At 58.4% G+C, this 15,127-nt stretch carries 13 protein-coding genes; 6 read left to right on the forward strand and 7 right to left on the reverse strand.

Annotation, left to right across the window (positions count from 1 at the left end):
- Positions 1 to 25: 25 nt before the first annotated feature.
- Positions 26 to 979 carry a peptidoglycan-binding protein gene (locus QSV77_RS03935; RefSeq protein WP_302732587.1) on the forward strand — a complete coding sequence of 318 codons (954 nt, stop codon included), beginning with the start codon at positions 26 to 28 and terminating at the stop codon, positions 977 to 979.
- Between the two features lie 80 nt (positions 980 to 1,059).
- Here QSV77_RS03935 and QSV77_RS03940 read toward each other — a convergent pair whose 3' ends face one another.
- From QSV77_RS03940 to QSV77_RS03955, 4 genes are all read right to left on the reverse strand, one after another.
- Positions 1,060 to 1,995 (reverse strand): omptin family outer membrane protease, encoded by a 936-nt coding sequence (locus QSV77_RS03940; RefSeq protein WP_302732588.1) that lies wholly within the window; start codon positions 1,993 to 1,995, stop codon positions 1,060 to 1,062.
- Between the two features lie 131 nt (positions 1,996 to 2,126).
- Positions 2,127 to 2,801 carry a phosphoribosylglycinamide formyltransferase gene (gene purN, locus QSV77_RS03945; RefSeq protein ID WP_302732589.1) on the reverse strand — a complete coding sequence of 225 codons (675 nt, stop codon included), beginning with the start codon at positions 2,799 to 2,801 and terminating at the stop codon, positions 2,127 to 2,129.
- Positions 2,798 to 3,871, reverse strand: a complete 1,074-nt coding sequence (purM, locus tag QSV77_RS03950) for a phosphoribosylformylglycinamidine cyclo-ligase (RefSeq protein ID WP_302732590.1) — start codon at positions 3,869 to 3,871, stop codon at positions 2,798 to 2,800. The genes purN and purM overlap by 4 nt, the downstream gene beginning before the upstream one ends.
- 123 nt (positions 3,872 to 3,994) lie before the next feature.
- Positions 3,995 to 4,789 carry a class I SAM-dependent methyltransferase gene (locus QSV77_RS03955; RefSeq protein ID WP_302732591.1) on the reverse strand — a complete coding sequence of 265 codons (795 nt, stop codon included), beginning with the start codon at positions 4,787 to 4,789 and terminating at the stop codon, positions 3,995 to 3,997.
- 275 nt (positions 4,790 to 5,064) lie between these two features.
- On the opposite strand from QSV77_RS03955, the gene QSV77_RS03960 reads away from it, so the two are divergent.
- The 5 genes from QSV77_RS03960 (at position 5,065) to QSV77_RS03980 (ending at position 11,923) form a co-directional block, all read left to right on the forward strand.
- On the forward strand, positions 5,065 to 6,222 hold the full coding sequence (locus QSV77_RS03960) for an AI-2E family transporter (protein ID WP_269698193.1): 1,158 nt from the start codon (positions 5,065 to 5,067) through the stop codon (positions 6,220 to 6,222).
- A 2-nt stretch (positions 6,223 to 6,224) separates the two neighbouring features.
- Positions 6,225 to 6,953: a DnaA regulatory inactivator HdaA gene (gene hdaA / locus QSV77_RS03965; protein ID WP_302732592.1), complete on the forward strand. Its 729-nt coding sequence runs from the start codon at positions 6,225 to 6,227 to the stop codon at positions 6,951 to 6,953.
- Positions 6,954 to 7,057: 104 nt separating this feature from the next.
- Positions 7,058 to 9,256, forward strand: a complete 2,199-nt coding sequence (locus QSV77_RS03970; protein ID WP_142839947.1) for an RNA degradosome polyphosphate kinase — start codon at positions 7,058 to 7,060, stop codon at positions 9,254 to 9,256.
- The gene (gene ppx / locus QSV77_RS03975) at positions 9,253 to 10,776 is read left to right on the forward strand and encodes an exopolyphosphatase (protein ID WP_046798850.1); all 1,524 of its coding nucleotides are present in this window, start codon (positions 9,253 to 9,255) and stop codon (positions 10,774 to 10,776) included. Before QSV77_RS03970 ends, ppx begins: the two co-directional genes overlap by 4 nt.
- 223 nt (positions 10,777 to 10,999) lie before the next feature.
- Positions 11,000 to 11,923 carry a hypothetical protein gene (locus QSV77_RS03980; RefSeq protein WP_302732593.1) on the forward strand — a complete coding sequence of 308 codons (924 nt, stop codon included), beginning with the start codon at positions 11,000 to 11,002 and terminating at the stop codon, positions 11,921 to 11,923.
- Positions 11,924 to 12,050: 127 nt separating this feature from the next.
- Here the strand turns inward: QSV77_RS03980 and QSV77_RS03985 are convergent, their stop codons facing one another.
- From QSV77_RS03985 to QSV77_RS03995, 3 genes are all read right to left on the reverse strand, one after another.
- On the reverse strand, positions 12,051 to 12,398 hold the full coding sequence (locus tag QSV77_RS03985; RefSeq protein WP_302732594.1) for a hypothetical protein: 348 nt from the start codon (positions 12,396 to 12,398) through the stop codon (positions 12,051 to 12,053).
- A 159-nt stretch (positions 12,399 to 12,557) separates the two neighbouring features.
- A complete protein-coding gene (locus QSV77_RS03990) occupies positions 12,558 to 13,916 on the reverse strand; it encodes an esterase-like activity of phytase family protein (RefSeq protein WP_142839534.1) in 1,359 nt (452 codons plus the stop codon).
- Positions 13,917 to 14,068: 152 nt separating this feature from the next.
- On the reverse strand, positions 14,069 to 15,097 hold the full coding sequence (locus QSV77_RS03995) for an adenylate/guanylate cyclase domain-containing protein (protein ID WP_052820378.1): 1,029 nt from the start codon (positions 15,095 to 15,097) through the stop codon (positions 14,069 to 14,071).
- Between the last annotated feature and the right edge of the window lie 30 nt (positions 15,098 to 15,127).

The raw sequence follows: 15,127 nt of genomic DNA on the forward strand, positions 1-15,127 counted from the left end.
TTCACAAGCGGCTGGGGGGCTGGCTATGATTTTGGAAAAAGGTTCGCGCGGCAGTGCCGTGCAGGCGGTCCAGGAAATTTTGAATTTTCTGCATTTCGAGGGGCGAAAATCGGCCTCGGCCGATTATGAAAGTCTCGAGACGGACGGCGTCTTCGGTGCGGATACGGAAGAAGCGGTACTGTCATTTCAGGCGGACAATCAACTTTATGAAGATGGTCGCATAGGGCCTGTAACGCTCGCTGCCTTGCAGCAGGCATATGAAACACGGCAGCGGGAATTGGTCTCGCCGCTATCACTGGCAGGCGATGCGAGCTACAGCATCGAGATAGGTGAGGCGGACCTTTTCGGAACGGGAAAGGAAAAAGGGTATCCGCGTGTCAGGCTGCGCAGCGACGTCATGTCCGCCTATAAGCAGGTCTACAAGGAGGTTCGTCGCCAGGGTGGATTGATGACCTCTTCCGGCGGCGTCCGCGATTTAAACGCCACGGTCAGCAAAAACCGCAGCGCCACTTCCTTTCACTACTCAGGGCGGGCGCTCGATCTTTTCATCTGGAGCGGTATGCAGGATCCGTCGAACGACGCCTATGTCGCCCAGCGGATCGGCGAGAGACGCTACAATGTTTATGCCCGTTGCTGGCAGGATAGGGCTGAAAAAGGAGCTTTGCCGCCGCAGCAGACGATCCCCGATGTCGTGACCAACAAGAACCGCGTCAAGGGAGTGTCCGTCACGGGCCATTTTCTCGACTTGACGGCCCTTTTTGCCAAGAACGGTTTCAAACCAATCCGCGCACGCGCAGCCTTCGAGAAGGGTGGCGATTATCTCGGCGCTGAATGGTGGCATTTTCAATGGGAGGTCGGCCTTGTTCCCGGTGCTTCAACCTTCGGTGCCGAATTGTTGAAGATATATTCCAAGGCAACCTTGGCCAACACGCCGCCATGGACCTACCGTGATTATATCTGGCAGCAGGACTGGTTTTAGATACTGATTGGGCAATGTGCCCATAAATCAAAGCCGCGCCTTTAACGAGGCGCGGTTTTCTGGGCAGACTTCATTGGGTGTCAGAACCGACCCTTGATACCGGCGCCCACGAAAATCGACTGCAGGTCGCCCCCGCCAGCATTCTTTTCCGAAGTCAGGTTTCCAGCGCCCGCGCCGCTATAATGCGTGTCCCCGCGCCCCAGACTGGTATATTCATAGGCGCCATCTATGTAGATCGAGGCATTCTGGGTCAGGTCATAGGCAACACCCGCCTTCACCCCGAACATGCCGGCAACGTCGAATTTATCGGTAAAGCGCATATCGCGCATCCAGTGATCATCCGTCGCCTTGGCAAAAACCATCGCGCCGCCCTCCAGGCCGGCATTGAGCGACCAGTTGCCGAATCTCTGGCCGCCGGTCAGGTTGCCGTAGAAGGCGGGGATTTGCTGGCGATAGGTAATGCCCTTTTCACCGTCCTTGAACCTGATGTTCAGATCTCTTCGAGAGAAAAGGCTGTAGACGGCGCTGCCGCCATAGGCCGACCATTGCACATCCGTATAACGAAAACCGACGCCGGCGCTGAGATATTGCTGGGGATCATCCAGCAGCATGCGGTTAAGCTCGAAGCTTCCCGAAAAATAGTGATCAAGTCGCGTATCATCGTGTTGGGAGCGATGGCTCCAGTTGTTTTTGGAGCTGTCTCTGGAAAAAGGCGCTATCCAGTCATAGTCGGTCATGTAGCCGTCGCCTTCAAAACCGACGCGGCCTTCGGCCTTGACGCGCCAGCCGGGTGCAAGCTCAAGCCCGAGGGAGCCACGCAACGCCATGGCGTTTTTGGTTTCCCATTCGAGTTCGCTCAGCTTGCTGCCGCCAATATGAACGGTTTCCGTTGCCCGGAGATTGAGAACACCGGCATCCAGCGAGGCGGTAATACCGCTTTGTTCCGCGGCGAGCGGCAGGCTGGTGCCCATCAGCAAAACTGCCGTAAGCGGCAGGGAAAATCTCGGAAATAGCATAATCGCTCCTGACTGACCGGAGGGCCCGAAATACGGGCCGTTGCAGGCATTAGAGATGATTATGGTAAATGATCGGTTTATTTTTCCGGAAATACCACTTTAAGTATTGTTGTACTTTAGTGATTTCTTTATCAGAAAGTGGAAATCAGACTGGAATACTCGGATTTACTTTCGTTATCCGTGAAGACGGCCTTGCCGCCTTCCATCCGCACTTTGCCTTCTGCAAGTCGCTTCAGGGCGAGTGGGTAAAGCTGGTGCTCGACGCTCAGAAGCCGCGCCGCGAGTGTCTCGGCCGTATCGTTGGAAAGCACCGGAACAGCGCCCTGAGCAATGGTCGGACCTTCATCCATGCCTTCGGTCACGAAATGCACGGTGCAGCCGGAAATCTTCATGCCGCTGTCGATGGCGCGCTGATGGGTGTTGAGACCCGGGAAAAGCGGCAGCAGCGACGGGTGGATATTGATGATGCGGCCTTCATAGGGAGCGATGAAATCCCCTGATATCAGCCGCATGTAACCGGCAAGGCAGATGATGTCGGGCGCGATTTCGCCAAGTGCGGCAAGAATGGCGCCCTCATGCTCGGCCTTGCTGGCATAGGTCTTCCGCTCGAAGACGAGCGTTGGAATGCCAAGATCCCGGGCCTTTTCCAAACCGCCCGCAGAAGCCTTGTCGGAGATGACGCAAACGATTTCAGCCGGAAAATCCGCCGCCTGGCAGGCTTTCGCCAGCGACACCATGTTGGAGCCGCTGCCGGAGATGAAAACGACGACACGTGTGCGACCGGACGACAGGGCGGCGCGCATCATAGGCCGAGAGTACCCTTGTAGATCGTGCCATGCGCGCCCTCTTGCCGGGCGACCATGCGGCCGAGCGGGAACACGGTTTCGCCTTCCGCCGTCAGCGCATCGGTAACCTTGGCAGCGTTTTCAGCCGAAACCACCACGATCATGCCGACGCCGCAATTGAAGGTGCGCAGCATTTCCTTGGCCTCGACGCCGCCGGTCTTTGCCAGCCACGAGAAGACCGCCGGAACCTTGATCGCATCGAGATCGATCTCGGCGGCGAGATGTTTGGGCAGAACGCGCGGAATATTCTCGGGGAAACCACCGCCGGTAATGTGCGCCAGCGCCTTCAGCGCGCCGGTCTCGCGGATCGCCTTCAGGAGCGGCTTCACATAAATGCGTGTCGGTGTCAGCAGTGCTTCACCAAGCTTCTTGCCTTCGGCAAAGGGGGCAGGGGCGTCCCAGCCAAGACCGGAAACCGAAACGATCTTGCGCACCAGCGAAAAGCCGTTGGAGTGAACGCCGGAGGAAGACAGGCCGAGAATGACATCACCTTCGGCAATGTCGCCGGCCGGCAGAAGCTGGCCGCGTTCGGCCGCACCCACGGCAAAGCCTGCGAGATCATAGTCACCGTTGGAATACATGCCGGGCATCTCGGCGGTTTCGCCGCCGATCAGCGCACAGCCGGATTCGCGGCAACCGGCAGCGATGCCGGAAACGATGGCCGCACCTTGATCCGGGTCGAGCTTGCCAGTGGCGAAATAATCGAGAAAGAACAGCGGCTCGGCGCCCTGAACGACGAGATCGTTGACGCACATGGCAACGAGGTCAATGCCAACCGTATCGTGATAATCCGCGTCGATGGCGATCTTCAGCTTGGTGCCGACGCCGTCATTGGCGGCCACCAGAACCGGATCGGTAAAACCAGCCGCCTTCAGATCGAACAGGCCGCCGAAGCCGCCAATTTCGCCATCAGCGCCGGGACGCCGTGTCGAGCGCACCGCCGGTTTGATCTTTTCGACCATCAGATTGCCGGCGTCGATATCCACACCTGCGTCACTATAGGTAAGACCGTTCTTGCCCGACTGGCTCATGGCTCTCGTCTCCGCTGGTTCCTTTGGCGTCGCCATTCGCACGGGACGGGGCCTGATGCAAGGGTTTGAGTGGCAAAAGCTCCGGTTTTTAACGGCTTTGGCAGGGCTTGCGGTGTGAGACACTCATGATGCCGGCGAAGCGACGCGACAGACGAGATTAAGCAACCCGTCATTGGACGTATCGGAGTTTTCCTCGATCAGCCGGCCGTTCTCGCCGAAACGGGCGACGATTTCGAAACCCGCCGCTTCCAGCTGGCGGCTCTGGGCGGCAAGGTCGATGAAATAAAACAGGCCGCTCCAGCGATGCGCCTGATCCACCAGAATGGCGTATTCAGGTGTCTGCCGGGTGGCGGCCTGCAGGCGCAGATAGTTGATCCAGCTTTGCGGATGCAGCGAATTCACCACTTCCCGCGGGTGCCAGGATCGCCGGTGCAACGGCATGCCGCCGGCCCGTTTCCATTGCCGGTTATGAAATGAGAAGATGAAATAACCGCCGGGCGCCAGAATGTTGCTGATGGCATGGATGATGGCGAGCCGATCCTCATGGCCGAAGGCACTTAAAATCGCGAGCGCACCAAGCACGCAGTCGAACCGCTCCGCACCGAATTGCCCGATCGCCCGCACATCCATGTCGAGAAAGGTGGCTGCCGGAAAATTGCGCCGCGCCAGCGCCAGCATGGGTTGCGAACGATCGATGCCGATATAGTCACCCACCAGCGGCAGAAGCGGCTTCGTCGTCCGGCCGGTGCCGACCCCGAGATCAAGTAGCCGTTTGCCGGCATAGGCATGGCGGAACTGGTCTAGAATAATGCGTTCGGCCGGATAAAGCTGCTGGTTGTCGTACCACTCGGCAATGTCGGGGTGATCGAAAAGACCGGCATTGTGTTCCGCGATGCCATTTTCACTGGTGCCTTGCATCGTGCCTCCGGTTGCCGGACATCACAGAGCGCTGCGGGCTCGCCCGACTATTATTTGATATTTGTCTAATATTGGCGGTCGGTCAACCTGCCGTTGCGGCCCAAAGCCCCGGAAAGGCGGGATTTTGCCAACTGGACGAGCTTGCATGGGAAAAAGATAACCAGGCCTGGGTGCTCCGGCGGCCCGTGCGCAGCCGCAGCGGTCTTGACCATAAGCATATGGGCATCCTATCTCCATCTTGGGCGGTGACGGCACGGCGACAAGAGGATGAGTGAATGCAACCCCATGTAAGCGGCATGAGCCTGCGCCGGCAGGTATTTTTCTGGATCGGCGTGCTTGCCGTCTTTGTCCTTTTCCTGATGGTCTTCAGCTCCATTCTGCTGCCCTTCGTGGCCGGCATGGCGCTTGCCTATTTTCTTGACCCGGTTGCCGACTGGCTGGAGCGTCGCGGTCTCAACCGGCTGATGGCGACGGTCGTCATTCTCGTCTCCTTCGTGCTGATCTTTGCGCTGTCGCTCATCATCATCATTCCGCTCATCGCCGCCCAGGCCTCGGAATTCATCACCCGTATCCCGCAATATATCTCGTCCCTGCAGCAGTTGATTGCCGGTGCCGATACCAACCTGCTGCCGGACTGGGTGAGCAACCAGATCGACGCCGTGAAGGAGAATTTCTCCAAGCTCCTCACCGAAGGCGCCGGTTTCATCGGCACGCTGCTGACGCAGATCTGGAACTCCGGCAAATCGCTGGTCGATGTGGTGTCGCTGCTGGTCGTCACCCCCGTTGTCGCCTTTTACCTGCTGCTCGACTGGGACCGGATGATCGACAAGGTCGACAGCTGGATACCGCGCGACTACGTGCATACCGTCCGCCAGATCGCCCGCGACATGGACAAGACGATTGCCGGTTTCGTGCGCGGGCAGGGGTCGCTCTGCATCATTCTCGGTGTTTATTATGCCGTTGGCCTGTCGCTGGTGGGCTTGAATTTCGGCCTGCTGATCGGTCTTTTCTCCGGCCTCATCAGCTTCATTCCCTATATCGGCTCCATGGTCGGCCTCATCCTTGCCGTCGGTGTCGCCATCGTGCAGTTCTGGCCGGATTACATCTATGTGTTTCTCACACTTGCCGTGTTCTTTTCCGGCCAGTTCATCGAAGGCAATATCCTGCAGCCGAAGCTCGTGGGCAAAAGCGTCGGTCTGCATCCGGTATGGCTGATGTTCGCTTTGTTCGCCTTCGGCGCATTGTTCGGTTTCGTCGGTCTTCTGGTCGCGGTTCCGGCGGCTGCCGCCGTCGGCGTGCTTGTCCGCTTCGCATTGTCGCGGTATCTTGAAAGCGATCTCTATCACGGACACGCTGCCAACCTTCCCTGGGACGCCAATCCTGGCCTGGAAGAAAAGGAAACGTCCTCCGCCAAGGTGGATGGTCAGGGCTGACGATGACTGACCCAATCAAAACCGATAACGCCCGGTCGAAGGCCGAGCAGCTGCCGCTCGCATTCTCACACCAGGCCGCCTCCGGCCGGGACGATCTCCTCGTGTCCGCGTCACTTGCGGCCGCCGTCAGCCTTGTCGATGAATGGCCGAACTGGCGCGCGCCGGTCGTCGTGCTGGCCGGGCCACCCGGCTCGGGAAAATCGCATCTCGCCAATATCTGGAAAAACATTGCCGGCGCCCGGGATATCCACCCGCAGGCCGGCGGTGATGCCGCGCGTGCGGCCGAGAACGGACCCGTTCTCTTCGAGGATGCCGACCGCCGCGGTTTTGACGACACCGAACTCTTCCATGTCATCAACAGCGTGCGCCAGCACGGCACGACGCTTTTGATGACAAGCCGGCAATGGCCGGCCGCATGGCCGGTAACGCTGCCGGACCTGCGCTCGCGCCTGAAGGCCGTGACGGTGGTGGAGACGGGTGAGCCGGATGAGGGGCTGCTGGCGCAGGTGCTGGTAAAACTCTTCGCCGACCGGCAGCTTTACATGGATGACAAACTCATAGGTTACATCGTCAATAGAATGGAGCGCTCGCTCGATACGGCCCAGACGATTGTGGACCGCATCGACAGGCTGGCGCTTGCGCGCGGAACGAGAATAACCCGCCCGCTGGCAGCGGAAGTCCTCAATGCGATGGACAGCACCGCGGCGGGCAGCGAGCTGGACATCGATTGACGACTGTCACAGTTCCGTCGTCAAACTGTTATACGGGCAAGAAGGACGATCACGCGATGCAACAGGATCACGGGACGGAAATTGGTCAGGGGATGGAACAGGGCATGGACGCAGTAGCGCAGGACAACTTCGACAAGGTTCAGCCGGTGACCGAGGGCGAGAGCCTCTGGGATAGCCCCGCTCGTTTCGTCAACCGCGAATTTTCCTGGCTCCAGTTCAACCGTCGCGTTCTTGAAGAAACGCTGAATACGGATCATCCGCTTCTGGAGCGGCTGCGTTTCCTCTCCATCTCTGCCGCCAACCTCGATGAATTCTTCATGGTCCGCGTCGCCGGCCTCGAAGGCCAGGTTCGCCAGAAGATCACCGTGCGGACGCCGGATGGCAAGACGCCGGCCGAGCAGCTGGAAGACATTCTGAAGGAAATCGACAATCTGCAGATGGAGCAGCAGGCCTCGCTCGCCGTGCTGCAGCAATATCTCGCCAAGGAAGAAATCTTCGTCGTGCGGCCTGCCGCACTGTCCGATGCCGACCGCACCTGGCTTGGCACCGAATTCGAAGAGCGTATCTTCCCGGTGCTGACGCCGCTGTCCATCGACCCCGCGCACCCGTTCCCCTTCATTCCCAACCTTGGCTTCTCGATGGGCCTGCAGCTCGACAGCGTCAACGGCCGCGAGCCGATGACCGCGCTCCTGCGCCTGCCACCCGCACTCGACCGCTTCGTGCGCCTGCCGGATGACAAGAACGCCATTCGTTACATCACGCTTGAAGATGTGGTCGGCCTGTTCATCCACCGGCTTTATCCCGGTTATACGGTCCGCGGCTTCGGCACCTTCCGTATCATTCGCGACAGCGATATCGAGGTGGAGGAAGAGGCGGAAGATCTGGTCCGTTTCTTCGAAAGCGCGCTGAAGCGCCGCCGCCGCGGCTCCGTTATCCGCATCGAGACCGACAGCGAAATGCCGCAGTCGCTGCGCCAGTTCGTGGTGCATGAACTTGGCGTGCCGGACAATCGCGTCGCGGTTCTGCCGGGTCTTCTGGCGCTCAACACCATTTCGGAAATCGTGCGCGCGCCGCGCGACGACCTGAAGTTCGAGCCTTACAACGCCCGTTTCCCGGAGCGCGTGCGCGAACATGCCGGCGATTGCCTCGCCGCCATCCGCGAAAAGGACATGGTGGTTCACCACCCCTATGAAAGCTTCGACGTGGTCGTGCAGTTCCTGCTGCAGGCAGCGCGCGATCCCGAAGTTCTCGCCATCAAGCAGACGCTTTACCGTACCTCCAATGACAGCCCGATTGTCCGTGCGCTGATTGACGCGGCCGAAGCCGGCAAATCCGTCACCGCTCTGGTGGAATTGAAGGCCCGCTTTGACGAAGAAGCCAACATCCGCTGGGCGCGCGATCTGGAGCGTGCCGGCGTGCAGGTGGTGTTCGGCTTCATCGAACTGAAAACCCACGCCAAGATGTCGATGGTGGTGCGCCGCGAGGACGGCAAGCTCAGAACCTATTGCCATCTCGGCACGGGCAACTATCACCCGATCACGGCCAAGATTTACACCGACCTGTCCTTCTTCACCTGCAACCCGAAGATCGCCCACGACATGGCGAATATCTTCAACTTCATCACCGGTTATGGTGAGCCGGAAGAGGGCATGAAGCTGGCGATTTCGCCCTATACGCTGCGTTCGCGCATCGTGAAGCACATCAATGAAGAGATCGAGCACGCCAAGCGTGGTGCGCCGGCGGCGATCTGGATGAAGATGAATTCGCTGGTCGATCCTGAAATCATCGATTCGCTTTACCGCGCCAGTGCGGCGGGTGTGGAGATTGATCTGGTGATCCGCGGCATCTGCTGCCTGCGCCCGCAGGTGGCCGGTCTTTCCGACAATATCCGCGTCAAATCCATCGTCGGCCGCTTCCTCGAACACAGCCGGATTTTCTGCTTCGGCAACGGTTTCGGGCTGCCGTCCGACAAGGCGCTGGTCTATATCGGCTCGGCCGACATGATGCCGCGCAACCTTGATCGCCGTGTGGAAACGCTGGTGCCGCTCACCAATCCCACCGTGCACGAGCAGGTTCTTTCACAGATTATGCTGGGCAATCTCATTGACAACCAGCAGAGCTACGAGATACTTGCGGACGGAACGTCGAGGCGCATCGAGGTGCGTAAAGGCGAAGAACCGTTCAACGCGCAGCACTATTTCATGACCAATCCCAGCCTTTCCGGACGTGGTGAAGCCTTGAAATCCAGTGCGCCCAAATTGATTGCCGGGTTGATTTCTTCCCGCAAGAAACAGGCTGAATGACTCGATCAGAAGCACAGGGGCGGCTGACCGGCCTTGCCCCCGTTTCCGTCATAGATATTGGTTCGAACTCCGTTCGTCTTGTCGTATATGAAGGTCTCTCCCGCGCGCCCGCGGTGCTGTTCAACGAAAAGGTCCTTTGCGGTCTCGGCAAAGGACTGGCGCTGACGGGCCGCATGCATGAGGAAGGTGTCAGCCGGGCGTTGATGGCGCTCAGGCGTTTCCATGCGCTTTCCGAACAGGCGCAGGCACAGGAACTTTACGTGCTGGCGACGGCGGCGGCGCGTGAAGCGGAAAACGGTCCGGATTTCATCCGCGAGGCAGAAGCCATTCTCGGTTGCGAGGTCGAGGTGCTGTCAGGCGAAAAGGAAGCGCTTTATTCCGCTTATGGAGTGATCAGCGGTTTCCATGATCCGGATGGCATTGCCGGCGACCTGGGCGGTGGTTCGCTCGAACTCATCGACATCAAGGGCAAAAGCTGCGGCGAGGGCATTACCCTGCCGCTCGGTGGCCTGAGGCTTTCCGAGCAATCGGATGGTTCGCTCGAAAAAGCAGCGACCATTGCCAGAAAACACGTCAAATCCTTTGCAAAGCTGCTGACGGCGGGTGAGGGACGCACCTTTTATGCCGTGGGCGGCACATGGCGAAACATCGCCAAGCTGCACATGGAAATCACCGGTTACCCGCTGCATATGATGCAGGGATATGAATTGCCGCTGGAGGAAATGCTGAATTTTCTGGAGGAGGTCATTCTCTCCAGGGACAGCAAGGATCCGGCTTGGCAGGCGGTTTCCAAGAACCGCCGTTCGCTTCTGCCCTTCGGCGCCATCGCCATGCGCGAGGTTCTGAAGGTGATGAAGCCGGCAAAGATCGCCTTTTCCGCGCAGGGCGTGCGCGAAGGTTATCTCTATTCGCTGCTGACGGAAACGGAGCGGGATCTGGACCCGCTGCTGGTAACGGCCGATGAACTTGCCATCCTGCGCGCCCGTTCGCCCGAACATGCGCGTGAACTGGCGGATTGGAGCGGTCGCACCTTTCCTGTCTTCGGCATCGACGAGACGGAAGAAGAAAGCCGTTACCGCCAGGCGGCCTGCCTTCTCGCCGATATCAGCTGGCGTGCGCATCCGGACTATCGCGGCCTGCAGGCGCTCAATATCATCGCCCACTCCTCTTTCGTCGCAATTACCCATCCGGGCCGAGCCTATATAGCGCTCGCCAATTATTATCGCTTCGAGGGACTGAACGACAACGGCACCACCGAGCCGCTGGCGGCCATGGCAGGTGACCGGCTGCTGGAACTCGGCAAGTTGCTCGGCGGCCTGCTGCGCGTCGTTTACCTGTTCTCGGCCTCGATGCCGGGCGTTGTCGACCATCTGAAATTCCGCAAATCCACCAATCCCGATCTCGATCTGGAATTCGTGGTGCCGCACGATTATTGCGATTTTGCCGGCGAGCGTTTGGACGGGCGTTTGCAGCAGCTGGCGAAGCTGACGGGCAAGCGGCTGGCGTTTGTGTTCGAATAAGCCGTCTAAAGTCGCCGGCTTGCGACATCGGCCGGCATAATTTCATAACAACGATTTTTCTGAATGACTGCCGTCGATCAATAAGATCGGCGGCTTTTTGCATTGCTGCACCTGGATCGCAGATCACATAACCAGTGGTTGATTTTTTTATTGCAACCCATGGAGGAAGGATTAAGATAAGCCACGAAAATTTATTTGATCGTTTCTTCGGGGGAAGTCTTTCATGAAAATATTGTCTGCTATGGTAGTGTTTACTGCCGCTGTTTTTGCATCGAGTTACGCTGTCGCCCAATCGAAATGTGAAGGGAAAACTACGCGCGACATAAAGGGACTGAGTTCCGCAAAGATACTCAATGATAATGGAGTTGTCGGTTATTCGAAGGTAAACATCAATATTGATGGATACGGAAAAGCGTATCATCCCAAAAATGCAACGGCAGGTGCTCTTATTCATCTGTGCAATGCAGGCCAAGTATATCTGCCTGGTGGCAAAAAATACCATGGTTCGACCGACAATGCGACCTGCACCGAGACGTTTATGAGCGACGTCGCGCGGATTGGTAAGGCAGGCTGGAAAGATAAATCCGTGGGCGTTGTACGCTGGTATGGCATACTCGGCAAAGACGAGGTTTCCATGAAGGGCGAGCTTGTGCGTGGAGTCGTTCCTGTGGAGCAATCGGACGGTAGCGGTTTCTTTGTCTCGCCAACAAAATTTGCCGATCAAAGCATCAGGGATGAAGCTGTTCAGCGCCGTTACGTCAATCCTCTGAGAATTCCCGCCGGCGTCATTCCAGAAAGCACCATTCTTGCTTCCAATGGCATTGTCATGGGCTCCTTCGGAGTTGCCATCCGCAAGGATAAAAAAATTGCGGTGCCTTTCGTGGTTGGGGATGCCGGCCCGAGAGTTGGAGAGGGAACACCCGCCCTTGCGCGATCACTTGCCGGTCTGCCAATCACCGACAATGTCACGCGTAACAACAGATTCGCCGGTCAGGTGGAGACCGCAGATGTCCTGTGGGTGTTTTTCGGAAAGAAAATACCGGCGGTCAAATACGATGCGAACAACGAAAACGCCCTGATTGTCGCCTCAAAGAAGGCATTCGCCGATTGGGGCGGCCAGCAACGTCTGGATGACTGCCTGAAATAGTACCTTATTCCAGGCAAATCAGAGACGACGCTGGTTTTGCACATCGCTTGATTTCATCGTTGTGCGCGCGCGGCTCCGGACCTGTTTCGGGGCTGGGCAAACTGGCTGGCCTTCGTTTTAGATTAGATCAACCGTGCCCCAGCGCCTTCCTGATGCAGGCGCTGAGATAGGCATATTGCAGCGGCGTAATCTTTGCCATCGCTTCGGTGCGGGTGGCGGGCCTGTCCTGATAACCGACGGGAATATCAAACTGGGCGAAGGTGAAATCCCAGCGAATGTCATCGACGATATTGTAGAAATGGTCGGCGCCGCTGACGGCGGTTTTGGCGATATCACCGCCGAAAATATCCTGAACCACCAGAGCGGTGACGCTGCCCTGTCCACGGGCGGGGTTTTCCCGCGACCACAGGCTGCTGGTCTCGCCCGACCAGCTTTTCCTCAGCGCATAATAAAGTCGTTCGGCATGATCCTGCATGAAGGGGTCTTTCCCGTTTCGGAGCCGGGCTCCGGGTCAGGCTTGGCTGGAAAAAAAGCGGAGCGCCGCGCCTCCTCTGGAGGCTGCAAGGACGCTCCGCCCTGTTGAATATGCGCGGTCGCGCGGGTGGTGCCGGAACCAGTTCCGGCACCGTTTTACTTACTTGGCGTCGAGCAGGTCCTTGACTTCCAAGAGGACGAATTCGTTATCGTCAGCCTTGTCCAGCGCACGACCTGCCGAGAAGGGCAGGTTGTTGTCGTTGCCGACGATGATATGCGTGGCGTCGACGCGGTCGACATTCTCGATGGTGACAAAAGGCATGTCGTAATAGCCGTTGCCGCCGCCCTGACGTTTCTTGTTGTCAGGATCGGAGATCTTCAGAAGATCGATATAGCCGATCTTGCGGGCGGCCTTGCCGACATTGGCGTCATTGAACTCGATCTTGTAGATGCGCTTGACCTTGGAAGGCACGGCAAAGCAGTTTGCTTCCGGCTTCTTCGGATCGGCGCACGCCTTGTCGGCGGTGCCGGCGCCATTGTCACGTTCGATGACCAGCGCCGTGCTGTCGTCAAGCATGTTGAAGTCGCCGATGGCTTCGCCGCCCTCTGCCAGCGGATAGAGCCAGGTGCGGCCGGTCCATTCCTTCTTGGCGGTGTCGAGTTCGATGATCCGAAGGCCGGTCGAACCGTCTTCGGTTTTCTCCACCTGGCCATCGGCGGTGTAGAGCGGGCCTTCCAGCAGACCGTAGAGCTTCGAACCGTCCTTGGAGAGCGCCATGCCTTCATAACCGCCGGAACGTTTCAGGTTGAAGGCAGGCATTTTCTGCGTCGGGTTGCCGGGCAGGGCCAGAGTCGGATGATCCGGCGACTTCACGTCGATGTCACCAGCCTTGGTGGCAATGACGTCGGTCAGCTTGCCGTCACGGGTGAATTTCAGGATGTAAGGACCGAACTCTTCGCCCACCCAGAAACCATCGGCGACAGGCTGAATGGATTCGACGTCGAAATCGGCGCCCGTCAGGTAACGCTTGCTCGATCCTTCGAGAACGATCGGGAAGGGCGCTTTCATGTCAGGGTCGGAGAGAAACACGGTTTCAAGCGCGTTGACCTTGCCGGCGTCCCAGTCGAACTTCAGATGGTGAAGCATCAGCATGGCGTCGCTGGAATTCAGCTTGGAACCGAAGCCGTTGTCGGAAAGGCTCCAGAAGCTGCCGTCGGCCATGGCCTTGATACCGGAAAAGCCCTGCATCGGCTGGCCGTTGAACGGCATGGAAAGACCGGTCAGGCGAACGCCGTCCTTGCCGGGCACGGTGCCGAGGCCCTCGGCGCGCTTGCGGTCGGCCGTCGTGAACTTGGCGGAGGTCTTGAGGTGCTCCGGCGCATCTGATGGTGCTGGGATGATGGTGTTGGCCGGCAGAATGGCGTGGGAGACCAGCTTTGCCGGAAACTCCTTCTCGGCCGCATAAGATGTGGTGGCAAGCGCGAGAACTGCGCAGGACGCGAAAAGAATGTGCTTCATGGATAAGACCCCTCGATACCTGTTGAAGACAGGATTGAGGCGATAGGGGCGCTCCATGACAGGCAGGTGATTGTCGTTTGAAGCTTTGATGAATTTTGATGACGGCTGCCGTCTCCAAACGGGACAGCACGGCTTCTTCCAGCCAATTGCCCTTATGCGGCAGGGGCCTGATACTGGCTGAGCGTGCATACACCCAGTGTCTGGCCACGGCCCTTGACCGCATGTTCACCGAGATATTCGCTGCGCACACCCTTTGGAAGCACCAGCTGATGGGCAAGGTCTGCGGAAATCAGCACCGGGTGGCCGAGCATCTTGCTCAGTGATTCGAGACGCGAGGTCGTGTTTACCGTATCGCCGAAATAGGTGATCTTGTGGTGATCGACGCCGATTTCCGCTGTTATGACCGGCCCGCCATGGATGGCGAAGCGCAGGCGCGGCACTTCGCCGAATCGGGAAATCCACATGTCGCGTTTTTCCTCGATGGTCGCCAGAATATCGAAGACACAGCGCACGCAGGCCGCCCGCCTGATCGCCATGTGATAGGGCCAGGTAATGATGGCGGCGTCGCCAATATAGTCATCGATGACGCCGCCATGTTTCCGGACCGGTGCGGCATAGCTCGCGAAGATTTCGCCGAGAAACTCCTGGGCCTTCAGGTCGCCATTGGTTTCGGCAAAGGAGGTGGAGCCGACAAGATCGATGAAGATGAAGACGCGGTCTTCGCTGACGGGGCGGCGATAGCGACCGAGAATGAGATCGATGAAGATGTCGCGGCCAAGAAGCTCGCGCACCCGCATGATGAAAACGATGATGCCGCAGACGATGAGGGTGAAGACGAGCGTCTGCACTTCGGCATGCACTGCCCGTTTCCAGGTGCCGGGAAATATCCCGCTCAGCCACAGGATGGTGCCGCCAAGCCCGAAGCCGCAGAAAACGAGAACGGCATAGATGATCAGACCGACGGCGATATAGACCGGTGTCGGCAATGCGCTGACCCGCCGCGACAGGCCGGGCATGATGTAACCGCGCTCAAAAGCGAGAATGGGTGCGCAGGCAAACAGCGCATAGGTCGCGCCGATCAATGCGCCGCCGCCATATTCCAGAAATGCGTAGGCCACCCCGGCGCCGGCCACGGCAACGAAGAGCACCACGTAATCCAGAATGGGCAGCAATTTTCTCATGTCGGTTCTTGGGTCTCGGGCAGGGAAGGC

It is taken from the genome of Agrobacterium sp. V1 (assembly GCF_030518355.1).
In the GTDB taxonomy this organism is placed as follows: Bacteria; Pseudomonadota; Alphaproteobacteria; order Rhizobiales; family Rhizobiaceae; genus Agrobacterium; species Agrobacterium cucumeris.